This is a genomic window from Geobacter sp. FeAm09 (assembly GCF_008330225.1).
GTDB lineage: Bacteria > Desulfobacterota > Desulfuromonadia > Geobacterales > Pseudopelobacteraceae > Oryzomonas.
On the sequence record NZ_CP042466.1, the window covers coordinates 3079672 to 3097636 of the forward strand.

General features: G+C 64.4%; 18 protein-coding genes, 2 pseudogenes and 1 riboswitch. Of the genes and pseudogenes, 8 read left to right on the forward strand and 12 right to left on the reverse strand.

All coding sequences use genetic code 11. From position 1 onward, the window contains the following. Positions 1-2 precede the first annotated feature (2 nt). The 4 genes from hpnJ to proC are packed head-to-tail and all read left to right on the forward strand — an operon-like array spanning position 3 to position 3532. Positions 3-1424 carry a hopanoid biosynthesis associated radical SAM protein HpnJ gene (gene hpnJ / locus FO488_RS14465; RefSeq protein WP_149211205.1) on the forward strand — a complete coding sequence of 474 codons (1422 nt, stop codon included), beginning with the start codon at positions 3-5 and terminating at the stop codon, positions 1422-1424. Between the two features lie 16 nt (positions 1425-1440). Beyond that, positions 1441-2307, forward strand: a complete 867-nt coding sequence (gene hpnK / locus FO488_RS14470) for a hopanoid biosynthesis-associated protein HpnK (RefSeq protein WP_149211206.1) — start codon at positions 1441-1443, stop codon at positions 2305-2307. Next, positions 2300-2683 carry an EamA family transporter gene (locus tag FO488_RS14475; protein ID WP_149211207.1) on the forward strand — a complete coding sequence of 128 codons (384 nt, stop codon included), beginning with the start codon at positions 2300-2302 and terminating at the stop codon, positions 2681-2683. Before hpnK ends, FO488_RS14475 begins: the two co-directional genes overlap by 8 nt. Positions 2684-2719: 36 nt before the next feature. Further along, positions 2720-3532, forward strand: a complete 813-nt coding sequence (gene proC, locus FO488_RS14480) for a pyrroline-5-carboxylate reductase (RefSeq protein ID WP_149211208.1) — start codon at positions 2720-2722, stop codon at positions 3530-3532. A gap of 105 nt (positions 3533-3637) precedes the next feature. Here the strand turns inward: proC and FO488_RS14485 are convergent, their stop codons facing one another. The 5 genes from FO488_RS14485 to FO488_RS14505 form a co-directional block, all read right to left on the reverse strand. After that, positions 3638-3919: a PilZ domain-containing protein gene (locus tag FO488_RS14485; protein ID WP_149211209.1), complete on the reverse strand. Its 282-nt coding sequence runs from the start codon at positions 3917-3919 to the stop codon at positions 3638-3640. 60 nt (positions 3920-3979) lie between these two features. Then, the gene (locus FO488_RS14490) at positions 3980-4492 is read right to left on the reverse strand and encodes a MarR family winged helix-turn-helix transcriptional regulator (RefSeq protein ID WP_149211210.1); all 513 of its coding nucleotides are present in this window, start codon (positions 4490-4492) and stop codon (positions 3980-3982) included. A gap of 147 nt (positions 4493-4639) precedes the next feature. Continuing rightward, complete coding sequence (locus FO488_RS14495) at positions 4640-4834, reverse strand: hypothetical protein (RefSeq protein ID WP_149211211.1); 195 nt, start codon at positions 4832-4834, stop codon at positions 4640-4642. 6 nt (positions 4835-4840) lie between these two features. Then, positions 4841-5638, reverse strand: a complete 798-nt coding sequence (locus FO488_RS14500; protein ID WP_149211212.1) for a polysaccharide deacetylase family protein — start codon at positions 5636-5638, stop codon at positions 4841-4843. Between the two features lie 38 nt (positions 5639-5676). Next, complete coding sequence (locus FO488_RS14505; protein ID WP_149211213.1) at positions 5677-6132, reverse strand: universal stress protein; 456 nt, start codon at positions 6130-6132, stop codon at positions 5677-5679. A 232-nt stretch (positions 6133-6364) separates the two neighbouring features. Here FO488_RS14505 and FO488_RS14510 point away from each other — a divergent pair, with 232 nt between their 5' ends. The 3 genes and pseudogenes from FO488_RS14510 to polA all read left to right on the forward strand — a co-directional run bounded on the left by FO488_RS14510 (position 6365) and on the right by polA (position 10206). Then, entirely contained in the window at positions 6365-7144 is a 780-nt protein-coding gene (locus tag FO488_RS14510) for an IclR family transcriptional regulator (RefSeq protein WP_149211214.1), read from the forward strand. A 115-nt stretch (positions 7145-7259) separates the two neighbouring features. Continuing rightward, positions 7260-7448: a DUF4177 domain-containing protein gene (locus tag FO488_RS14515; RefSeq protein WP_149211215.1), complete on the forward strand. Its 189-nt coding sequence runs from the start codon at positions 7260-7262 to the stop codon at positions 7446-7448. Further along, positions 7445-10206, forward strand: a pseudogene (gene polA, locus FO488_RS14520) (DNA polymerase I). Before FO488_RS14515 ends, polA begins: the two are co-directional and overlap by 4 nt. A gap of 1 nt (position 10207) precedes the next feature. Here polA and FO488_RS14525 read toward each other — a convergent pair. Next, positions 10208-10834, reverse strand: coding sequence for a DJ-1/PfpI family protein (locus FO488_RS14525; protein ID WP_149211216.1), 627 nt, complete (start codon positions 10832-10834; stop codon positions 10208-10210). A 29-nt stretch (positions 10835-10863) separates the two neighbouring features. Beyond that, on the reverse strand, positions 10864-12081 hold the full coding sequence (locus FO488_RS14530; protein WP_240731963.1) for a ChaN family lipoprotein: 1218 nt from the start codon (positions 12079-12081) through the stop codon (positions 10864-10866). A gap of 369 nt (positions 12082-12450) precedes the next feature. On the opposite strand from FO488_RS14530, the gene recO reads away from it, so the two are divergent. Next, on the forward strand, positions 12451-13182 hold the full coding sequence (gene recO / locus FO488_RS14535) for a DNA repair protein RecO (RefSeq protein WP_149211218.1): 732 nt from the start codon (positions 12451-12453) through the stop codon (positions 13180-13182). A 122-nt stretch (positions 13183-13304) separates the two neighbouring features. On the opposite strand, the gene FO488_RS14540 is transcribed toward recO, so the two are convergent. The 5 genes and pseudogenes from FO488_RS14540 to FO488_RS14560 all read right to left on the reverse strand — a co-directional run bounded on the left by FO488_RS14540 (position 13305) and on the right by FO488_RS14560 (position 17961). After that, the gene (locus tag FO488_RS14540) at positions 13305-13571 is read right to left on the reverse strand and encodes a hypothetical protein (protein WP_240731965.1); all 267 of its coding nucleotides are present in this window, start codon (positions 13569-13571) and stop codon (positions 13305-13307) included. Positions 13572-13591: 20 nt separating this feature from the next. After that, positions 13592-14341: an energy-coupling factor ABC transporter permease gene (locus tag FO488_RS14545; RefSeq protein WP_149211220.1), complete on the reverse strand. Its 750-nt coding sequence runs from the start codon at positions 14339-14341 to the stop codon at positions 13592-13594. Positions 14342-14367: 26 nt separating this feature from the next. Beyond that, a riboswitch (cobalamin riboswitch) is annotated at positions 14368-14570 on the reverse strand. Between the two features lie 213 nt (positions 14571-14783). Further along, positions 14784-16180 (reverse strand): annotated as a pseudogene (locus tag FO488_RS20695) (cobyrinate a,c-diamide synthase). After that, positions 16177-17046 carry a TonB family protein gene (locus FO488_RS14555; protein WP_149211221.1) on the reverse strand — a complete coding sequence of 290 codons (870 nt, stop codon included), beginning with the start codon at positions 17044-17046 and terminating at the stop codon, positions 16177-16179. Before FO488_RS14555 ends, FO488_RS20695 begins: the two are co-directional and overlap by 4 nt. Positions 17047-17109: 63 nt before the next feature. After that, the gene (locus tag FO488_RS14560) at positions 17110-17961 is read right to left on the reverse strand and encodes a sugar phosphate isomerase/epimerase (RefSeq protein ID WP_149211222.1); all 852 of its coding nucleotides are present in this window, start codon (positions 17959-17961) and stop codon (positions 17110-17112) included. Positions 17962-17965: the final 4 nt, after the last annotated feature.

The window sequence follows — 17965 nt, forward strand, 5'->3', positions numbered from 1 at the left end:
AAATGAAACCACTCTTTTTAAATCCTCCCACCTTCGAGGACTTTGACGGCGGCGCCGGCGCCCGCTACCAGGCATCCCGCGAGGTGACCTCATTCTGGTATCCCACCTGGCTCTGCTATCCGGCCGGGATGATCGAGGGGAGCCGCGTCGTGGACGCGCCGGTGCAGCGTCTCTCCATCGAGGAGTGCCTGGCTATCGCCAAGGATTACGATCTGGTGGTGATGTACACCTCCACGCCGACCCTGAAGATCGACATCGAGACCGCACGCCGCATCAAGGCCCAGAAGCCGGGGACCGTCACGGTCCTGACCGGTCCGCACGTCACCATCCAGCCGGAGGAATCCCTCAAGGCCGGCGCAGGCATCATCGACATCGTCTGCCGCGGCGAGTTCGATTACGCCGTCAAGGAGTTGTGCGAGGGGCGTGAGTGGGAGCGTGTGGAGGGGATCAGCTTCCTGCGCAACGGGCAGGCGGTCCACACCCCGGACCGGCCGATTCTCACCGACCTGGACGCGCTGCCGTTCGTGGCGCCGATCTACAAACGCGACCTGCCGATCAAGGACTACATCATCCCCCATTTCAAGAGCCCCTACGTGGCGATCTACACCAGCCGGGGCTGCCCGGCCAAGTGCACCTTCTGCCTCTGGCCCCAGACCTATTCCGGCCAGAAGATGCGGACCCGCTCCCCCCAGAGCGTCTACGAAGAGGTCAAGTGGATCAAGGAAAACCTCCCCGAGGTGCGGGACATCTCCTTTGACGACGACACCTTTTCGGCGGACAAGAAACACGCCCGCGCGGTGGCCGAACTGATCAAGCCCCTGGGCGTCTCATGGGTGATCAACGCCCGCGCCAACTGCGACTTCGAGACCCTCAAGGTCATGCGCGACGCCGGCCTGCACCACGTCATCGTCGGCTTCGAGAGCGGCAACGCCCAAATCCTCAAGAACATCAAGAAGGGGGTCACCAAGGAACAGGCCATCCAGTTCGTCAAGGATTGCAAGAAGCTGGGGATCACCATCCATGGCGCCTTCATCATGGGGTTGCCGGGCGAGACGAAGGAGACCATCCAGGAAACCATCGCCTACGCCAAGATGCTGGACCTGGAGTCGATCCAGGTATCCCTGGCCTCCCCCTACCCCGGCACCGAGTTCTTCGAGCAGTGCAAGCGGGAGGGGTGGATCGCCTCGGACGCCTACATCGACGACACCGGGCACCAGATGTGCGTCATCAACTACCCGCATCTCTCCAACGCCGAGATCTTCAAGGCGGTGGAGGATTTTTACAACAAGTTCTACTTCCGCCCCAAATACATCCTGCGCAGCATCGGCAAGATGATCGTCAACGGCGAGGAGCGCAGAAAGCTGCTCAAGGAAGGGAAACAGTACCTCGACTACATGCGCAAGCGCAAACAGACGGCGTCCTGAGGCACATCGCACCGGCATGAGACGACTCATCATCACCTCCGACGACTTCGGCCTCTCCCCCGGCGTCAACGCCGCCGTGGAAAAGGCCTGGCGCGACGGCATCCTGACCTGCGCCTCGATCATGCCGGGGGGGGCGGCGTTCGACGAAGCGGTGGCGATCGCCCGCCGCAATCCCGGCCTGCAGGTGGGTCTGCACCTGACCCTGGTCCAGGGCTCCGCCGTGCTGCCGCCTGAGAAGATCCCCGGCCTGGTGGATGCCGCCGGCACCTTCAGGGACAACCCCGTAGCCGCCGGCATGCGCTATTTCTTCGACAAGGGGCTGTACAAACAGTTGCAACGGGAGATCGAGGCCCAGATCGGGCGGGTGCAGGATGCCGGCATCCCGGTGACGCACATCGACGGGCACCTCAACATCCACCTGCACCCCACGGTGTTCGCGTTTCTCCGGGAATTGATGCCCCGCTACGGCATCACCAGCCTCCGCCTCTCGCGGGAGCGCCTCATGCACAACCTGGCCTTCGACCGCGAGCGCATCGCGGGGAAGGCCCTGGAACGGGTCATCTTCGGAGCCCTCTCCTCCCAGGCCCTGCCGGAACTGAAACGGCTGGGCGTCCGCCACGCGCAGGAGGTCAAGGGGGTCCTCAACTCCGGCCGGATGAGCGAGGCGTACATCCTGGGCATCCTGGACGGGCTGGAAGAAGGGCTGACGGAAATATACTTCCATCCCGGCATCCTGCCGGACAGCGAGATTACCCGCCGCATGCCGGATTACCGTCACGAGGACGAACTGGCCGCCATCACCAGCCCGCGGATCAGGCGGAAACTGGCGGATTTGAGCATAGAATTGACCAATTATCGGGGAGACAGGAAACCGTATGTTTAAGACCGTGATTATCATGTTCATGGCGGTAAGCGCCGGAACCGTGGGCGACATCCTGCTGGCCAAGGGGATGAAGGAGATGGGCGACATATCGGCAATGAACCTGCGGGGCATCATGGACGCGGCGTTCAGGGCGCTGGCCACCCCCAAGCTCATTATAGGCACGGTCATGCTGGCCATCTTTTTCTTCCTCTGGCTGGCGGTGCTCTCCTGGGAGGACCTGTCGGTGGCGCTCCCCATGCAGGCCCTCAACTACGTGCTGGTGGCGTTCCTCTCCCAGTACTTCCTGCACGAAACCGTGACGCCCCTCCGTTGGGCCGGTACCATGCTGGTCTGCGTCGGGGTCATGATGATCACCAAAAGCGGCGGGGCAAACTAGGGGCAGCCCGGGCGATGCCCGCAAAGGAGAAGAACCATGCTTGACGGAAAGACTATCGGATTCATCGGCGGCGGCAACATGGCCGAGGCGATCATCAAGGGGCTCCTGGTCGGGGGGGTCCCGGCGGCCGCCATCGCGGTGGCCGAGCCCGCCCCGCTCCGCAGGGAATTCCTCGCCAGCGAGTACGGCGTGGCGCTCCACGACGAAAACGCCGACGTCGCACGCCGTGCCGACATCATCCTCCTGGCCGTCAAACCCCAGGTGGCGGGCAGCGTCCTGGCCGGGCTGGAGCAGACCATCTCGCCGGACAAGCTGATCATATCCATCATGGCCGGCATCGCCACCGGCTTCATCGAGGCGAGCTTCAACAACGGGGTGCGGGTCGTGCGGGTGATGCCCAATACCCCGGCCCTGATCCAGGCGGCGGCCACGGCCATCTGCCCCGGCAGAAAGGCGACGGAGCAGGATCTGGAGACCGCCCGCGAGATATTCTCCCTGGTCGGCACGGTCGTCACCGTACCGGAAAAACAGATGGACGCGGTAACGGGGCTGTCCGGCAGCGGTCCGGCCTACGTTTTCGCGTTCATCGAGGCCCTGGCGGATGCCGGCGTGAAAAACGGGCTGCCGCGGGATATCGCGGCCAAGCTGGCGGTGCAGACCGTGGTCGGGGCCGCCCGCATGGTGGCGGAAACCGGCGAGCACCCGGCACTGCTGCGGGAAAAAGTGTCATCTCCCGGCGGGACCACCATCGCTGCCCTGCACACCCTGGAAAACGGCCGTTTCCGGGGCCTGGTCATGGACGCCGTGGACAGCGCCAGCCAGCGTTCGAAGGAATTGTCGGGAAAATAGTCACCCCTTGACGACAAAAACGGACGGCACCGGGCCGTCCGTTTTTATGTATCTGCCGCGCAGCTGCGCGTACCCTCTCCCCCTGTTTCACAGGCCTTTTTCGGGTCACTCCGCCTCATCCCGCACAAACCGGAACGCCACCCCCTCGTCCGTGACCCGCACCACTCGCGCCTTGAGCACCGGCGGCTCCTTGCCCAGCACCAGCCCGTCGAGCTGCAGGTGCATCTCGGTATCCACCGGCGGGTAGGGCTCGAACGCCACGAGCACAAACGCCCCGCTGTCGCTGAAATCCTTGGTGACGGCCCGCTTGACCTGCTGCGCCGCGGGCCAGGTGACCTTGATGTCCAGCGGGGCTTCGATCCGTTCGCTTATGCGCGTGTTCTCCATCGTCTGCCCTGTACGGCCGCCTTCACATCGCCACGCCGGCGACCCCTTTCGAAGTAATCGCTATTTCGGTCCGGCCACCGGCTGTTTTCGCGGCAGGTTGACCTCGGAGGACAGGATCAGATGGGGGGGGATTTCCTGGGCGCCCAGGATCTTGACCATGCGCTCGAAGCCACCCGCGATCGTGCGCAACTCCGTATCAGGCAGGATTTCCAGCCCCCTGACGAGGAGCCCCTGGGCAACCTCCGGCGAGGTCGCCACGACCTGCCGGCCCGCGTCCGTCAGCCCCACATGCACCACCCGCCGGTCCTTGCTGCACCGCTCACGCTCCACGAGCCTCCGTTTTTCCAGCCGGTCAACGATCCCGACGATGGTTGCGGGATGCAGGTACATCCTGCGGGCCAGTTCCGATATCTTGATCGGCGCGTGTTCGGCAATCACCTTGATTGCCCACAGTTGCGGCCCGGTCAGGCCGGTTTCCCGTTCAACCCTCTTGGATTGTTCGTTGACGACCTGAAATACGCGCCGCAGGTTGTCGATGATCTCCGCGACCAGAGTGGGTGTTGGCTGCTGCATACGGCTCCTTTTGCGCGGCCTGTCCGGAAGGCCGTTCGTGTCGTCGCTCATACCGGCGTTGATTATAAAGGTCCCGGCGCCTCCCGTCCAGACATGATGACGTCCGCAGAGGACGAGCGGCGCCACCGGAGGGCGCCGCGGGAGACATCACTCCTCGTCGTCCGGCCCGGGCTCGCCGGCAGCCCTGTTGAGCGCCTCATACCGTGCGATCTGCTCGGCCAGCGACAACTTGCGGCGGCAGCAGGCCCCCCTGGTGCGGCACAGCCGGCAGCGGTCGTCGGAGCACCATTGGCAGTAGGTGCAATCGGGGCAAGGGTGCTTCTTTTCGTTTTCCCGGGTCATGGCAGCCTAGTAGACGACGTTCCGCTTGACGGCATTCCCCTCCAGAAGCTGGATGAACGCCTTGCCGCTGTCGGAATTGATCAGCAGGTAGCGGGGGAGTTTCATGATTGGATCGCGGGGCGTGGCATGGCGGCGCTCGATGGTGAAGCTGGCCACGTAGCCCGCCGCAACGGCCTTTTTGATCAGATAATCATCGTAGATGCCGAAGGGCCAGGCGAGCAGATCGACCTTCGTACCAAGCTCCGATTCGAGCTTGGTCTTGGATTTCAGAAGCTGGGTCGTGACGAACTTGTCATAGGCCTCGCCGCTGAGCTTCTTCCGCTCCTTCTTGAAGTTCGGGTGCCAGTAGGTATGGGACTGGATATCGAAGAGCCCCGTTTTCCTGAGCTCACGCAGCTGTTCCCAGGTCATGGCGTACTTTGCGTTGGAAATGGCGGAGGGGTAGGTAAAGACCGTGACCGGATAGCCATACCTGCGGATAACCGGCAGCATGTCGCTGTACACGGATTTGTGGGCATCATCGGCGACGATGACCACCGATTTCGGCTTCGGGGCCGGGGCCTTGCCGCGGTAATGGTCCACGAGGCGGCGGAGCGGGATAACCGTATAGCCGTTGTCGTGCAGGTACTTCATATGGGACTCGAATACCGGGGTCGTGACGGTCATGCCGTCGGCAACCGTGGGGCCGAAGCGGTGATAGAGCAGGATCGGAACGCGGAACTCTTCGGCGGCACAAGCGGAACCGGCGGCAAACCAGGTGGAAACGGCGATGAGCAGACAGCAGACGAAACGCAACAACGGCATACACAACCTTTCTGAAAGAGATTTGGCGGCCGGGGAGATCATCCCCTGACGATATACACGGAACAGGGGGCGCTGCTGGCCACCCGGTGGGAAACGCTTCCCTTGAGACGGCGCTGGATGAACCCCTTGCCGGAACTGCCGATGGCAATGACGTCGATGTGTTCGCGTTTGGCGAATTCGATCAGCTTTTCGGCCGGCTCGCCGTATTCGACGATCATCTCCAGGGGGATATCGTGCTCGGAAGCGCTTTTCTCGATGACGTAGAATATGCGGCGGCGCAGGTCATCCCACTGCTCCGTCTCGGTGACCGGGGCCGACGGCACGAAATCGGTATAGGTCGAAGTCGGGGAATTGGGCAACACCAGCATGGCATAGATCTGGCTCTTGAACTGGCTTTTGTTGCCGGCGGCAAGCCTGACCGCCTCTTCGGCCGCCTTATCCGACTGCGGCGAACCGTCGATGGCGACGAGTATCTTTTTTCTCAGGTTCAGCATGCCGCACCCCGCATGTTTTATTCATACCTCTTTATCAGGGGAACCGTGCAATCCCCTCCCTAAGAATATAATGCAATTTTTAGGACTTGACAATTATAAAACATTATTCTACATTTATGTCGTTCCATCGTTTTTTCGGCATTTTTCGGGATGGTTAGGATTTTTCATTAAATTTCGCAATCTTGTTTCCCTCTTTTTTTCATTATACATCTAACGAAACAGGGTACCGACCATGGCAAAGAAAGAAAAATCGGAGTATCTCATTCAGGCCGTTTCCCACGCCTTGGACCTGCTGGAGCAATTCCACGGCGAAACGGACGAACTGGGGGTCACCGAGCTCAGCAAGCGCCTGAAGCTGCACAAAAACAACGTATTCAGGCTTCTTGCCACACTGGAGGCGCGGGGTTACATCGAGCAGAACCGGGTGACCGAGAACTACCGCCTCGGCCTCAAGACCCTTGAACTCGGCCAGACCTTCATCCGCCAAATGGGCCTTCTCCGCCAGTCGAAACCGGTCCTGGAAGCCCTGGTCAAGGAGTGCAACGAAACCACCTACGTGGCGATCCTCAAGGACTTCAACATCATTTACCTGGATGCCGTGGAGACCGACATGACCGTCCGCGTCGTCCCGCGGGTCGGTTCGAGGCTGCCGGCTTACTGCACCGCGGCGGGCAAGGTCCAGATCGCCTACATGAGCGACGAGGAGTTGGAGAACTATCTCCCTCCCAAAGAGATCAAGCGCTACACGAAGAATACCGTCACCGACCGCGACCTTCTCAAGAAGCAGCTGAAGACCATCGCCGATCAGGGCTACGCCATCGACAACGAGGAACTGGATGTGGGCGTCAAGTGCGTCAGCGCGCCGATTCGCGACTATACCCGCCGGATCATCGGCGCGGTCAGCATCTCCGGCCCTTCCATGCGTTTCACGGACGAGCGGATGGACAAGGAACTCATCCCCCTGGTGACAAAGGCGGCACAGGAGATCTCCTCCAAGCTCGGCTTTCAATAGGTCCCCACCCCATCATACCCGTAACGAGGGCGGCTTTCGGGCCGCCCTCTCCGTTTCCGCTTGAAGATATGCCCGCCGTTGGCTACTATTGCCGGAAACCTTCCGGAGTGGAAACATGCCGACCTATAAAGTGATCGAACTGGGCACCGTCACCGAAGAGGCCATCGAGGAGACGCTCAACGAATGGACCGCCAAGGGATGGCGCTTCGACAGCATGCAGTTTGCCATGCGCGAGTCCAGCCGGCGGCCGAGCATGGCCTTCGTGCTGTTCACGCGGGACCAGACGGAGAAAAACTCACCATGAACAGCCACGACGACACCCTCTACCTGATCGACGGTTCCTCCTACATCTACCGGGCCTATTATGCCATCCGCCACCTCTCCTCGCCCAGCGGCCACCCCACCAACGCCATCTACGGCTTCATCCAGATGCTGCTCAAGCTGATCAAGGACCACGATCCCAAGCAGCTGGCGGTGGTCTTCGACGCCGGCCGGATCACTTTCCGCACCGGCATCTACCCGGAATACAAGGCCAACCGGGCCGCCATGCCCGATGACCTGCGCCAGCAGGTCGGGCCGATCCGCGAGGTGGTACGCGCCTTCAACATCCCGGCCCTGGAACGGGAAGGGTTCGAGGCGGACGACATCATCGGCGCCCTGGCCGCCCGTTACAGCGCCCGGGGAGGCCGGGTCGTGGTGGTGACCGGCGACAAGGACCTGATGCAGGTTGTGACGGAAAACGTCACATTGTTGGACACCATGAAGGACAAGCGCTCGGGCCTGGCCGAGGTGCACGAGCGCTTCGGCGTCGGTCCCGAACTGGTGCCGGACATCCTGGGCCTGGCCGGCGACAGTTCGGACAACATCCCCGGCGTGCCGGGCATCGGCGAGAAGACCGCCATCAAGCTGGTCCAGGAGTTCGGCTCCCTGGACGCCCTGCTGGAGCGGGCCGGCGAGGTCAAGGGGAAGAACGGCGAAAAACTGCGGGAGTTCCGCGACCAGGCGCTCCTGTCACGCACACTGGCCACCATCGAGCGCAACGTCCCCTGGAAATCAACCTGGACGACCTGGCCGCCCGGGAACCGGACACCCCGGCCCTGAACGCCTTCTTCAAACAGTACGGTTTCACCACCCTGATCAAGGAGTTGACCGGCCACGCCACCCTCTCCACCGAGAGCTACCGCACCGTCACCACGGCCGCGGAACTGGAGGCGCTCGCCGCGGCCCTGGAGCAGGCCGGCGAATTCGCCTTCGACCTGGAGACCACGAGCCTCGACCCGCGCCTGGCCGAGATCGTCGGCCTGTCGTTCTCGTTTCGCGACCACGAGGCCTATTATCTGCCGGTGGGGCATGTGACCTCATCCCCCTCCCCGCCCCCGCCCGAAGACGCGGGGACCCTGTTTGCCCCGCCCCAGGCCGAGGCCCCGGGGGAGGCCGGTTCCACCCTCGTCCCCGGCCAGCTCCCGCGGGACACGGTGCTGGAACGCCTCCGCCCCCTGTTTGTGAATCCCGGCCTGCGCAAGGTCGGCCAGAACATCAAGTTCGACATGCAGGTGCTTGCCAACAGCGGCATCACGGTGGCAGGGGCCTGGTTCGACACCATGCTGGCCTCCTACGTGCTCAACCCGGCCCGCAGCGGGCACGGCCTGGACGCCCTGGCCCAGGAGCATCTCAACCACCGCATGATCAGCTACAGCGAGGTGACCGGAACCGGCAAGGGACAGAAGAATTTTTCCCAGGTGGCGGTGGCGGCCGCCGCCACCTATGCCTGCGAGGATGCGGACGCCACCTGGCTCCTGCGGCGCAAATTCGGGCCGCAACTGGCCGAAACCGGTCTTGAGCAGCTTTTCCGCACCCTGGAGATGCCGCTGGTGACGATCCTGGCCGACATGGAGAATTACGGGGTGCTGCTGGACCGGGAGATGCTGAAGGAACTGTCTGAGGACTTTTCAGCCCGCCTGGCGGAGCTGGAGGGGCGGATATTCGCCATCGCCGGCGCCCCCTTCAACCTCAATTCCCCCAAACAGCTGGGCGAGACGCTCTTCGAACGCATGGGCCTGAAGACCGGCAAGAAGACCAAGGGGAAGACCGGCTGGTCCACGGACAACGAGGTATTGAGCGCCCTGGCCGAGGAGCACGAGGTCGCTCGGCTGATCGTGGATTACCGCGGCCTGACCAAGCTCAAATCCACCTACAGCGACGCCCTGGCGCGCCTGGTGTGCCCCAGGACCGGCCGGGTGCACACCTCCTACAACCAGACGGTCACCGCCACCGGGCGGCTCTCGTCCTCCGACCCGAACCTGCAGAACATCCCGGTCCGCACCGACGAGGGGCGCCGCATCCGCCACGCCTTCATCGCCCCGCCGGGGCACGTCATCCTCTCGGCCGACTACTCCCAGATCGAACTGCGCGTGCTGGCCCACCTCTCCGGCGACCAGGTCTTCTGCCACGCCTTCGCCCACGACGAGGACATCCACACCCGCACCGCGGCCGAGGTCTTCGGCCTGTTTCCCGAGATGGTCACCAGCGAGATGCGCCGCCAGGCCAAGACCATCAACTTCGGCATCATCTACGGCCAGGGGGCGTTCAGCCTGGCGAAGCAGCTGGGCATCGCCCGCAAGACGGCCGAGGAGTTCATCGCCGCCTACAAGGAGCGCCACAGCGGCGCGGTCGGCTTCCTGGACTCCTGCATCCGCCAGGCGGAAGAGACCGGATACGTCACAACCATCCTGGGCAGGCGGCTCCCCATACCGGATATCCACAGCACCAACGGCAACGTGCGGGCCTTTGCCCAGCGCAACGCCATCAACTACCCGATCCAGGGCTCGGCGGCCGACATCATCAAGAGCGCCATGATCCGGGTGGACGGGCGGATACGGGCCGAGGGGCTGAAGAGCCGCCTGACCATGCAGGTGCACGACGAACTGGTCTTCGAGATACCGGAGGAGGAGTTGCTGCATATGGAAGTGCTGGTGGAGGAGGAGATGTCCCGCGCCGTGGAACTGAAGGTCCCGCTCAGGGTGGACATCAGCTACGGAAAGAACTGGAGCGAGGCCCACTAAACTACAGCGGCACCCTGCGCTCATTGCCGTCGGGATAGGGATACTCCATGTGCCGGGCCGTGGCCCGGGCCACCGGCTCGCCATGGTAGCGGGCAACCACCGTAAGCGCCATGTCGATGCCGGCCGAGATGCCGGCCGAGGTCACGACCCGCCCGTCCGCCACCACATGCTGGTCGTACTCCACCGTCACGGCGGGAAACGAGTCGCGCATCCACTCCAGGGAGCGCCAGTGGGTCGTGGCGCGCAGCCCGTCGAGCAGACCGGCGCGGCCCAGCAGCATGGCCCCGGTGCAGACGGAGGTCAGGATCTCCACCTCGGCGTTGCGTTCCCGCAGCCATTGGAGCATGACCGGGTTGTCCAGTTCCCTGCGGGTGCCCCAGCCGCCCGGCACCACCAGGATATCCAACCGGGGGCAGGCCGCAAAGGTGGCGTCGGGCACAACCCGCATCCCGCCCGAGGCGGTGACGGGATCGCCGTTCCCGGCCACCAGCAGCAGCTCGAAGGGGGATGGTTCCTGGCGCCGTTTCGCCTCATCGAGCCGCACCGCGGAAAAGACCTCGTACGGCCCGCAGAAATCGAGCACCTCAACGGCGTCGAACAGCACGATCCCCACCCGTTTCCTCTCCATGGCCCCCTCCCGTTTTTCAAAGTGAACGGCTAGCGCTTGCCGTGTTCCTTCTGCTGCGCCAGGAACACGATCTCCAGTTTCAGCACCGTCCCCTGCCGCTCGGCCTGCACGACCCCGCGGTCGCCGGGACGTTTCTGCTGCACGGCATAGGTCAGGTCAAAATTGCCCGCGAGCGGCTCGCCGTCAAGGGAGAGGAGCAGGTCCCCCTGGTGCAGGCCGGCCCGCTCGGCATTGGAACCGGGCAGCACCCCCTTCACCACCAGGCCGCGGCCGCCGGGCGCCGGTTCGATCATCACGCCGAGACGGACCCCGGTTTCGGGCAGGTCTTCGTAGGCCTGGTACACCAGGAAATCGTAGGGCACCATGGGAAAGTCGGGGATGGTGACGTTCATCAGGCGGTCCTGCTTGTCGGGCGGGATGTCGAGTTCCTTGCCGCCGATGATGACGGAGGAGGCGGGGAAACGGCGGAACACCCGGCGCGGGATGCCGAAGCCGTTGCTCACGTGGTCGCCCCCGGCGACCACCAGCAGGTGTTTGTCCTTGCCGTCCGGGCCGGCCAGGTAGCGGGCCGCCGATTCGGCCATGGTCTCGTCCCGCAGGGTCTGGGCGCGGATGAAGCCGTCGATCGCCAGCGCCCCGTGGCTGTGATCGCCGAAGATGGCCGTCACCAGGCCGCGCTGGTAGGGATCGGTCAGGTCGAGCTCCGGCACCTGGGCCCGTTCCGCCGGGCCGAGCTGTTCCGGCGCCGTGCTGCGCACCGCCTTCACCAGGCTCTTCTCCGCATCCAGGGCGATGACCGGGATACGCCGCTCCCGGGCGAGGTTCAAAAGGTCGCGGTAATAGGCAAAATCCATGTTCCAGTTTTCGAACCAGCGGGATTCCTTGAGAAACGCCTTTTCATCCAGTTCGCCGGCAACCCAGCGGTCGAGGGCCGGCTGCTGGGAACGCGCGAACATCTCCATCCCCAGGGCCAGGCGGCCGGGATGGCGCCCGGCGAGGGCCTGGAGGACCTGGAGTTCCAGGCGGTGCGAGGCCGGGTTGTCATGGGTCTCGCCCACGTAGACGATGCGCGCGTCCGTGGCCACGGCCAGCATCTGGGCGGGGCTGACCAGGGTGCCGGTCGGCAGGTGGACGATCTGGCCGATCCGGGGCGGCTCCGCGAGCGGATAGGGGTCTTGGGGGTCGCCCATCACCTGCCTGCCGGCGGGGGCGCAGGCGGTCAGGGCGGACAGACACAGGGCGGCCACACACAAAGATGGAGAGAAACGGACCATGCTGCCTCCTTCGCGGAAACGGACACGTTCATATTTTTTTCTTGCCATGCCGTACGGCCTAGAATAAATAAATTCATCTTACTTTTCAACACATCAACCAAGAAAAGGCATCTGCCGCAGAGCCCCGGAGAGGCCGGCCGACATCTGCCACGGAGACACGGAGCCCCGGAGAACACCAGGGGTAAGGCAAGAAAAACAAAGAGCCCTGATGGCGGCTTTGCCGAAAAACCGTTTTTTGCTTTTCTCTGTGGACCTCTGTGCCTCTGTGCCTCCGTGGCAGGTTTTGATTTTCTCTGCGCCCCTGTGGCCGGATTGCCCGTTTCAGGATCAATGGAATCGCCCATGCATGCCGAAAAGCTCCAGGCCATAGTCCTCGCCACCATCGATTACGGCGACAGGGACCGGATCGCGTCGCTGTTTTCCCTGGAGCATGGGCGCATCAAGGCCTTTGCCCGGGGCGCGCGCACGAGCCGCAAGCGTTTCGGCGCGGCGCTGGAGGCCTTTGCCCGCATCGAGGCCCAGGTCCGGGTCAAGGAGGGGCTGGCAGGCCTGCAACAAGCCGAGATAGTCACCATCTACCCCCGCATCCGCGGCGACCTGTCGGCCATCGCCCAGGCGCTCTACGCCTGCGAGGTGGTGGAGGCCATGACCCCCGAAGGGCATCCCCTGCCGCGCCTCTACCGCCTGCTGGCCGCCTACCTGGACCGCCTGGAAACGGCAACGGCGGCCGATGACAGCGACCGCCGTTTCTTTGAAATCAACCTGCTGAACATCCTGGGCTATCGCCCCGCGCTGGAGAGCTGCCCCCGCTGCGACACCCCCTTTGGCGCTGCCGGCGCGCTGTTGCAGGACAGCGGCGAGCCGGTGTGCCGGGCCTGCGCCCCGGCCGGCAGGCCGCTGCATCCCTCCGCCCTCAAGGCCCTGGGCGCCTGCATGGCAACCGGCACCTTCGGCAAGGTGGTCTTTCCCCCCGACCTCCTGGCGGAAGGTGGGGCGCTTCTGGACCGGGCCATCGCCACCCATGCCGGACGCCGGCTGAAGAGCCTGGAGTTCCTGGGGCAGGTCACTCCTTAGCAGGTTGTTGAAAAACAGCCATCTCGCCGCGTCCTCGAAAGCCCCTTGTGCGGCGTAGCGCGGCTACGCCTCCGCGGGGCTTTTCTGCGGGTGCGACGATCTGACTATTTTTGAACAACCTGTCAATCGCGCGGCACATCAGTCTTGCCGTCTTGCCTTTTCCTCCCGTCCAGCAGGGCGCGCCAGTAATATCCGGCCGCAAAGCCCCCCACGGCCCCCGCCAGCAGGAACATGAACAACTGCATATCCCCTTCGCCGGTATCGATCAGCGGCTTTCTGGCCTCGCGGCCATGCTCCCGGGCGATCTTCTGGACGACGGTCTCGTCGATCCCCTGCCACTGTTCCGCCGCCGGGGAGACCGTTGCCACCGACCACAAAAACACACCCATCAAGATCATGGCGTGACGTTTCATCGCTTTTCACCCCCGACTCCCGCCAGGGCGGTGCGGGCAAGCAGGTCCGGGCGTTTTTTCCGCAACAGGGAAACCATGCCGGCGGTGATGACCCCTTCGATGATCCCCAGGGGCAACTGGGTGGGCACGAACGCCAGGCCGATCTTGCCGGCCAGGGGCCAGAACGGGCTCGTCCCCCGGATACCGGCCGCCAGGATCATGGCGGTCGTGGCATAGGTGGCCCAATCGGCCAGCAGCCCGGCCGCGAAGGCGGCCGGCACCGGCCCGGCACCGCAGGCGCGCGCGGCCCGAAACACCACAAACCCGGTAAAGGAGCCGACAACCCCCATGGCAAAGAGGTTGGCGCCCCAGGTGGAGAGGCCGCCATGGGAGAGGAAGAGCGCCTGGATCAAGAGGGCGACCGCCGCGACCACCACCCCCATGGCCGGGCCGAGCAGGATCGCGGCCAGCCCGGTGCCGCAGGGATGGGAACAGGTCCCGGCGGTGGGCACCGGCACCGGCATGCAGGAAATGACGAAGACCACGGCCGCCACCATCCCCACCAGCGGCTTGCTGGACAGGTCCCGGGCCGAGCGGCGCGTCAGGGTGCGCAGCCCCAGGGCCAGAAACGGCGCCGACGCGGCAAACCAGATCGCCGCCCAGGAGAAGGGCAGGATCCCCTCGGAGATGTGCATGGCAAATGAAGAGGACGGCAGAAGAACGACAGGCAGGCAAACGGCTGACAACAGTAACGCTGGATGTTTCATGATACGCTCCCTTCCCCACGGTTGGAGTGTTTATGTGGCTTCCAGTCAGGTCTCCTGACTCGGGGATCGTCCCGTCACCGCGCCTTCCCATCCTTTACGGACAGTGGCCTCCTGCGGTGACCGTCCCCCCTCACAGTTGCGGGGCAGCGCCGGATTCGCACCGGCTTCCCTTGGACCGGAAGCAGTTTTCGTACTGTGTAACACGGCGAACGGCAAAAGACAACCCGAATCCGCAGCGGCTGACCGACGGATCGAGCGACATGCCTCCCCGCGTCCACCCCCCTTCGGGGCACCTTCTCCCCGTGGCCCCCAAGGGCCTCAAGGACCTAAAGGAGAAGGGATAGGGAAGGGATGCTCATCAGCCCCTCTCCTTTAGGCCCATTGGGTCCCCGGGGAGAGGGTGGCCGCAGGCCGGGTGAGGGGATAATAACTCCACCACGCCTCAAATGCCGCCATGGCGCCGGCAGGCGGCCGTGAAGGCGGGCGCGATCCCCCCGTTGCTGCCGAAATGCAGGTGGATGTAGGACGCCAGGCAGTTGTGGTGACGATACCCCTCCCGGCCCAGCTCCCTGCCCTGCCGGGACACCCGGTAACAGCGCTCCACGGCATCCGGCATCGTCCCGACCTCCGAATAGTGGAACTCGTGACCGCGGGCGCTGCCGGCGGCGGCGATCACACCGGAAGCTGCCGTGAATTCGACCTGGCGGTACCCGAGCGCCTTGCGCTTCGGCAGCATGCGCGCCCGCACCGGGAAGACGCCGACGAAATCGGCCGGCGGCCCCCCCTCCCCGTCCTCCATGCCGCGGGTCAGGTAGATGAAGCCGCCGCACTCGGCATACACCGGCATGCCCGCCTCGACGGCGGCCCCCACGGCAGCCTTCATGGCGCTGTTGGCGGCCAGGCGTTCGGCATACAGCTCCGGGTACCCTCCCGGCAGGTAGATGCCCTGGACATCGGCCGGCAAGCGCTCATCGGCCAGGGGCGAGAACGGGACGATCTCGGCCCCCGCCTCCCGCAGCAGCCGCAGGTTGTCCTCGTACACGAAGCAGAAGGCCGCATCCCGCGCCACGGCGATACGCACGGGCGAGGGGGAGGCATCGCCGGATGCCTGCAAGGGTTCTTCTCCCCCCTTTATAAAAGGGGGGCCGGGGGGATTTGAATTGCGGCCAGCCCGTCCAGGTCCAGGCTTGTCTCCGCCAGGTCCGCCAGGCGTTCCAGATAACGGGGCGGCAGGGGGTTGTCCTCGGCCGTGACCAGCCCCAGGTGGCGCGAAGGTATCTCCAGGGCGGCGTCCCGGGGGATGCAGCCGAACACCGCCACCTCCGGCAGCGCCGCTGCCAGGGCGTGGCGCAGCAGCTCGCCGTGGGACGCGCTCCCCACATTGTTGAAAATCACGCCCACAATCCTGACCCGCCCGTCGTACCCGGCAAACCCCTTGACCAGGGCCGCGGCGCTGGCCGCCATGCCACGGGCGTTGACCACCAGCACCACCGGCACGCCGCACATGGCGGCCACCTGGGCGCTGCTCCCCTCCATGGGTGCGTGGCCCATGCCGTCGAACAGCCCCATCGCCCCCTCCACCACCGCCACGTCGGCCCCGGCGACATGCCGGCGGAAGGTGTCGGCCACGAACGCCTCCGGGCACATCCAGCCGTCCAGGTTGATGGAGGGGCGGCCGGTGACCAGGCGGTGATAGCCGGGATCGATGAAATCCGGGCCGCACTTGAAGGGCGCGACCGTCATCCCGCGGCGCCTGAAGGCCGCCATGACGGCCAGGGCCACGGTGGTCTTGCCGGAACCGCTCTGGGGGGCGGCGATGAGGAAGGCGCGCCGGGTCACCGCAGCGACCTGCGGGCGCCGCCATACTGGAAAAACGCGATGAGGTGGAACTCCTCCTTGTCGTAGCCCCGGGGAAACGATCCCACCGGGCCGATGGCGCGCAGGGTGCGCATGACCTCGTCATCCAGTATCCGTGCGCCGGAGCTTTCCAAGAGTTCCACCTTGGTGATCTCGCCGCGCCGGTTGAAGGTGATCCGCACCGGCGTCACCCCCTCGATCCCCTTCATGGCCGCTTCCTGGGGGTAGCGCCAGACGCCGTACACGGCGTTCTCGAAGTGGCGCAGGAACGAACCGAACTGGATGTCGTCGCTGTTGAGGAAGCGGGTATCCCCTTCGGCCACGTCGTTCTCGAACTTGCGGCGGTACCCCTCTTCCAGCGTGGCCAGGCGCTGGGCGCCGGGGAAGAGCTGCGGCTGGGCGGCCTGCGGCCGGCTGGGGGATTTCGGCCTGAGCAGGCTGGAGACCGACGAGCCGGGTGCCAGGGGCGGTTCCTGGCGTTTGGCGGGCAGCGGCTGGGCCTGCCTGGCTGGCGGCGCCTGCCGTTGTGCGGCCCTGCCGGGTTCCTGGGGCTGCGGCCGCGTGGCCGGCCGGGGTGCCGGCCCGAAGCTGTCCCGGGGTGCGTTTCCCCGGGGGGCCATCTCCTTGGGAACGCGCTGCCGCTGCTCGGAGAAGCGCTTGGTCTCCTGCTGCGTGGGCTGCTGGGGCTTCAGTTCCGGCATCTGCTGGATGTCGATGAACACCGGTTCCTTGGGAGGGGGCTTCTCTTCGTGGGGCAGGTAGTAGATCAGGACGAACATGCCCACATGCAGTGCCACGGAGATTGCCAGGAGATAGATAAAGTTTTTTTCGATATATCTGTCAGACATGCAGGGTGGTCACTCGGGAAAAAAGATAGAACTCGGATATGCCGCCGCCGGGTGTACGGGCGGCTAGCCCGCCTCGGGCAGGGGAACGGTCTGGAAGCCCCGGTCGTAGTTCAGCACCGCGTCGTTCTGTTTGCCGGTTTCGGCACGAAGGTACATCAGGATCTCTTTCAGGCTTTCCAGGATGATATGCTCCGCTTTGGGGAATTCGGTCGGATCGAGTTCCAGCGTTACCGTACTCTGATAATCGGTATTTCGCAAGTGGTTCAGGAAGCGGGTCAAGGGCAGCATGCCGTGGCCCGGCAAAAGATGCTCCCGCCCCTGGCCGTAATCGGAAAAATGGATGTTCCTGATGCGCCCGGATTCGTAAAACTGGTAGAAGTCATTGATGAAATTGGCCTTGCCCGACCCCATGTGGGTGCAGTCGAAGGTCATGAACAGGTTGTGGTCGCGAATGAACTCGATCATCCGCTGGGTGTTGGACAGTATGTGGGGATTGATCTTCATCCTGCCCACCCAGGGCATGTTCTCCAGGGTGACGGTCACCAGGCCGTCCATCCCCACGTCCTTCTGAAAATCGATCACACTGTAGAGCCAGCGCCAGTAGCCGATCTCGAACCCCAGCCACGACGGCGGATGAAAGTTCACCAGCGGGATGCCGCATTCCGCCGCCAAAGCCACGCTCCGCCGCAGGGAGGCCGCCGGGCCGCCCCAGCCGTCCAGCGGCATGAAGGGCGCATGGATGGAGTGGATCACCGTGATCTGCTGCAGCGACCTGATCAGCCTGACCGGATTGACCTTCTGGAAGTTCTGGCTGATGATCAACTCGACGCCGTCGAAGCCGGCGGCCGCCGCAAGCTCGAAGACCCGCGGCAGGGGAAGCGTGAAGAGGCTGCCTGTGGAGAGCGAGATCTGCACGGCT

Coding starts and splice junctions, on each gene's coding strand:
- FO488_RS14555 (WP_149211221.1), bottom strand. CDS start 17,046: ATGTCTGACAGATATATCGAAAAAAACTTTATCTATCTCCTGGCAATC.
- hpnK (WP_149211206.1), top strand. CDS start 1,441: ATGAGACGACTCATCATCACCTCCGACGACTTCGGCCTCTCCCCCGGC.
- FO488_RS14540 (WP_240731965.1), bottom strand. CDS start 13,571: ATGGGTGTGTTTTTGTGGTCGGTGGCAACGGTCTCCCCGGCGGCGGAA.
- FO488_RS14500 (WP_149211212.1), bottom strand. CDS start 5,638: ATGCCGTTGTTGCGTTTCGTCTGCTGTCTGCTCATCGCCGTTTCCACC.
- FO488_RS14505 (WP_149211213.1), bottom strand. CDS start 6,132: ATGCTGAACCTGAGAAAAAAGATACTCGTCGCCATCGACGGTTCGCCG.
- FO488_RS14525 (WP_149211216.1), bottom strand. CDS start 10,834: ATGGAGAGGAAACGGGTGGGGATCGTGCTGTTCGACGCCGTTGAGGTG.
- FO488_RS14515 (WP_149211215.1), top strand. CDS start 7,260: ATGCCGACCTATAAAGTGATCGAACTGGGCACCGTCACCGAAGAGGCC.
- FO488_RS14495 (WP_149211211.1), bottom strand. CDS start 4,834: ATGACCCGGGAAAACGAAAAGAAGCACCCTTGCCCCGATTGCACCTAC.
- FO488_RS14510 (WP_149211214.1), top strand. CDS start 6,365: ATGGCAAAGAAAGAAAAATCGGAGTATCTCATTCAGGCCGTTTCCCAC.
- FO488_RS14485 (WP_149211209.1), bottom strand. CDS start 3,919: ATGGAGAACACGCGCATAAGCGAACGGATCGAAGCCCCGCTGGACATC.
- FO488_RS14490 (WP_149211210.1), bottom strand. CDS start 4,492: ATGCAGCAGCCAACACCCACTCTGGTCGCGGAGATCATCGACAACCTG.
- FO488_RS14545 (WP_149211220.1), bottom strand. CDS start 14,341: ATGAAACATCCAGCGTTACTGTTGTCAGCCGTTTGCCTGCCTGTCGTT.
- hpnJ (WP_149211205.1), top strand. CDS start 3: ATGAAACCACTCTTTTTAAATCCTCCCACCTTCGAGGACTTTGACGGC.
- proC (WP_149211208.1), top strand. CDS start 2,720: ATGCTTGACGGAAAGACTATCGGATTCATCGGCGGCGGCAACATGGCC.
- FO488_RS14475 (WP_149211207.1), top strand. CDS start 2,300: ATGTTTAAGACCGTGATTATCATGTTCATGGCGGTAAGCGCCGGAACC.
- recO (WP_149211218.1), top strand. CDS start 12,451: ATGCATGCCGAAAAGCTCCAGGCCATAGTCCTCGCCACCATCGATTAC.